Annotated in this window: 4 protein-coding genes; 2 read left to right on the forward strand and 2 right to left on the reverse strand. The window is 36.6% G+C overall.

The genetic code is table 11. From position 1 onward, the window contains the following. Both bshA and ACIQ2S_RS11930 read right to left on the reverse strand, forming a co-directional pair. A partial coding sequence (gene bshA, locus ACIQ2S_RS11925; RefSeq protein WP_396176281.1) for an N-acetyl-alpha-D-glucosaminyl L-malate synthase BshA occupies positions 1–763 on the reverse strand: 763 nt, incomplete at its 3' end. Between the two features lie 64 nt (positions 764–827). After that, complete coding sequence (locus ACIQ2S_RS11930; RefSeq protein ID WP_396176283.1) at positions 828–1,286, reverse strand: Lrp/AsnC family transcriptional regulator; 459 nt, start codon at positions 1,284–1,286, stop codon at positions 828–830. A 166-nt stretch (positions 1,287–1,452) separates the two neighbouring features. Here ACIQ2S_RS11930 and ACIQ2S_RS11935 point away from each other — a divergent pair, with 166 nt between their 5' ends. Continuing rightward, entirely contained in the window at positions 1,453–2,679 is a 1,227-nt protein-coding gene (locus ACIQ2S_RS11935) for an aminotransferase class I/II-fold pyridoxal phosphate-dependent enzyme (RefSeq protein WP_396176285.1), read from the forward strand. A gap of 105 nt (positions 2,680–2,784) precedes the next feature. Beyond that, on the forward strand, positions 2,785–3,970 hold a 1,186-nt coding region (locus tag ACIQ2S_RS11940), incomplete at its 3' end, for a Na+/H+ antiporter NhaC family protein (RefSeq protein ID WP_396176287.1).

Consider the following 3,970-nt stretch of genomic DNA (forward strand, 5'->3'; position numbering starts at 1 on the left):
TGTCTTGAATACCTAATTGCTCGCACAGCATTTCAGCTTGCTCCTTCTCAGGTCCGTCACCTACCATCATCAATTTGGCAGGTAATTGTTGTTGAATCTTATGAAATATCTTAATCACATCAGGAATTCGTTTCACTTTTCTGAAATTACTAATGTGTGTAATAATCCGTTCTTCATCTTTGGCCATAAGGGTGCGATAACAGGGACCCTCATTTGGATTGGACTGATCTATTTCTATAAAATTCGGAATAACTTCAATCTCCTTTGTAATGGTAAAAAGTTTGTGTGTATCATCTTTCAAGCTTTGCGACACTGAAGTCACATAATCTGATTTATTGATACTAAAACTCACAGCCGGTTTGTAATGCGGGTGATTTCCCACCAGCGTAATATCAGTTCCGTGAAGTGTAGTAACCATTGGTAAATAAATGCCTTCATCTTTCAACATTTGCTTCGCCATGTAACCGGCATAAGCGTGCGGGATTGCATAATGTACATGCAAAACCTCAATTTTATGAAGCTTAACCATATCCACCAATTTGCTGGAAAGTGCCAGCTCATAAGGTTGATAATGAAACAACGGATATTCAGGAACATTTACTTCGTGGTAATGCACATTAGGATTTAACAGTGCTAAACGAACGGGTTGACGATAGGTAATAAAATGAATTTCATGACCGCGTCGAGCCAGCTCTAATCCGAGTTCTGTAGCAACAACTCCACTACCTCCAAAGGTAGGATAACATACGATGGCAATTTTCATTCGACTGATTTAGTCTAACAAAACTAACTTTTTTACTACTAAATACATGAAAAGATACGTTAAATTATAGCTTGAATGCGGTGGTGTTTTTCACTTCTTCAATCATAAAGGAACTTTGAGTACTTCCAATATGTTGCAGTGTCGTAAGTTTAGTGACCATAAATTCGCGGTATGCTTCCATGTTTTCTACAAAAACTTTTAAAATGTAATCATAGTCGCCACTTACGTGAAAGCATTCCAGAACTTCGGATAATTGAACCACTTGTTGCTCAAAAGTCGCTATGTTTTCACGGGTGTGCTGTATTAATTTCACATGACAGAAAACGACAAATCCCTTACTGATTTTGTTGCGGTCTAATAATGCAACGTATTTTTTTATAACTCCTTCGCGTTCCAGTTTTTTGATTCGTTCGTAAACAGCCGTAACGGAAAGATTGAGCACCAACGAAAGCTCTTTCGTCGTTTTTTTGGTATCCTCCTGAAGTAATACCAATAATTTGGAATCAATTTGATCTAATTTCATAAAAAGTAAAAATAATTTTTTCTATAAGAAGCATTTAAATCAATTCAAATATAATAAATATTCTACATTTAAATATAAATTTAGTTTATTTATCTAAATTTATAATATACAATTGTTTTTTAGTCTATAAATTTAGAAATTTGACTTTATAAAAAAAACTAAAAAAATGGAATCAAATAAATTTAACCCGGCAGATAACATTCAGGATTTACAGTACTTTGGAGAATTTGGAGGTGTAAATCCTTCGATATCCGATTCATCTACCTACACTTTTCTTTCAGCAAAAACTATGTTTGATACTTTTGAGGGAAATGCCGAAGGTTGTTACTTATATTCGCGTCACTCCTCGCCCAGCAATTTGTATTTAGATAAAGCAATGGCGGCGATGGAAGGAACACAAGCTGCAAATGTAGCCGCCTCAGGAATGGGTGCCATCACCCCTACTCTTTTACAACTATGTAGCAACGGCGACCACATTGTTTCCAGCAGAACTATTTATGGTGGGACTTATGCTTTCTTAAAAAACTTAGTGCCTAAATTTGGTATCAAAACATCATTTGTAGATATTACTAAACTAGATGTTGTAGAAGCTGCGATTACTCCAACTACAAAAGTTTTGTATTGTGAAACAGTAAGTAATCCTTTGTTAGAGGTGGCTGATTTAGCCGCACTTTCTAAAATTGCAAAAAAACACAACATCAAATTAGTTGTCGATAATACTTTTTCACCTTTATCAGTTGCTCCTGCAAAATTGGGTGCTGACATAGTAATTCACAGTTTGACCAAATACATAAACGGAAGTAGTGATACTGTAGGTGGTGTAGTTTGTGCTTCGCAGGAGTTTATCAACGACCTTAAAAATGTAAACAATGGAGCCAGTATGCTTTTAGGTCCAACAATGGACAGTTTGCGTTCGGCAAGTGTGATGAAAAATCTTCGCACCTTACATATTCGAATGAAACAGCACAGCTACAATGCTATGTATTTAGCTCAAAAATTCGAGTCTGATGGTTTGAAAGTAGTTTATCCCGGATTACCAAGTCACCCAAGCCACAAATTGTATGCGTCAATGATCAATCCTGAATACGGTTTTGGAGGAATGATGACGATTGATGTTGGTACATTAGAGAAAGCTAACGAACTAATGGAATTGATGCAATCGCGTAACTTAGGTTATTTGGCTGTTAGTTTAGGATTTTACAAAACGTTGTTTAGTGCTCCGGGAACTTCAACATCTTCAGAAATCCCCTTGGATGAACAAATAGAAATGGGACTAACCGATGGTTTGATTCGTTTTTCAATTGGTTTGGATAATGATATAGAACGGACCTATCAAATGATGCGACAGTGTATGGTAGAATTAAATGTGTTTCAACATGTAGAGCATGCTTAATCGACCAAAATAAAAGTTAACTAAATCCGGTTCAATGAATCGGATTTTTTGTTTCAAAATTAAAATTCAAAAAAAATAGTATATTGCGTCCACAAACAAAATAAAATGGAAAGCCAAGACATTAAACCGCAAGACCCAAAAGACGAAATTTTAATTGAAAATAAAAATCTTTCCATTTGGGAGGCTTTATTTCCAATTTTTTTATTGGTAGGTATACTGGCTTTTAATGTTTTTATTTACGAAGAAGATGCAACAGCCGGTCCCAATCAATTTGCCTTAATTTTAGGTGCCGCAATTGCCGCAATTGTAGGCTTTAGAAACAAAGTTTCCTATGCTGCCATGATGGAAGAAATTGCCAAAAACGTCAAATCTACGTCCAGTGCGGTTTTAATTTTACTTATGGTGGGGGCTCTTTCAGGTACATGGCTGTTAAGTGGCGTTATTCCGACGATGATTTATTACGGACTGCAAATCTTGCATCCATCAATCTTTTTACCTGCCTGTGTGGTTATTTGCTCAGTCATTTCCATCGCTACAGGTAGCTCTTGGACTACCTCTGCAACTGTAGGTATTGCTCTGATTGGTATCGGCTCAACGATAGGAATGCCTTTAGGAATGGTTGCCGGTGCAGTAGTTTCGGGAGCTTACTTCGGTGATAAGCTATCTCCTCTTTCAGACACTACCAATTTAGCTCCTGCAATGGCTGGAACAGATTTATTTACGCACATTCGTTACATGACTATAACCACTGTCCCTACAATGATTTTGACTCTGGTACTATTTATCTTTTTAGGTCTGGCTCAAGATACAGCGGGTTCTTCAGACAATACGGCTATTTTACAGGCAATCACTGGTGCATTTACAATAAGTCCACTACTTTTTATAGTACCTGCGGTTGTCATTCTATTAATTATAAAAAAGACAGAACCTCTTATCGCATTATTAATTGGAACACTTTTGGGTGGCTTATTTGCCCTTATTTTCCAGCCGGAAATTGTTGCAAAAATTGGTGGTGACACACAATTAAATCTAATCTCAGGTTATAAAGGAATTATGAATGCCATCACTAGTTCCACCAGTGTAGAAACTACTAGTCAAGAACTTAATGATTTGTTTAAAGCTGGAGGTATGTCGGGAATGCTTAGCACCATTTGGTTGATTATTTGTGCGATGGTATTTGGTGGCGTGATGGAAGCAATTGGAGCCTTAACCAGAATAACTGATTCGTTATTAAAATTATTCCATACAGTTTTTGGACTATTTGCAAGTACGGTTGCCAGTTGTTTAGCTT

This window comes from Flavobacterium sp. (assembly GCF_044371705.1).
GTDB lineage: Bacteria > Bacteroidota > Bacteroidia > Flavobacteriales > Flavobacteriaceae > Flavobacterium.

Bases quoted from the DNA above. Each gene is read 5' to 3' on its own strand.
- ACIQ2S_RS11930 (WP_396176283.1), bottom strand. From the start codon at position 1,286: ATGAAATTAGATCAAATTGATTCCAAATTATTGGTATTACTTCAGGAG.
- ACIQ2S_RS11935 (WP_396176285.1), top strand. From the start codon at position 1,453: ATGGAATCAAATAAATTTAACCCGGCAGATAACATTCAGGATTTACAG.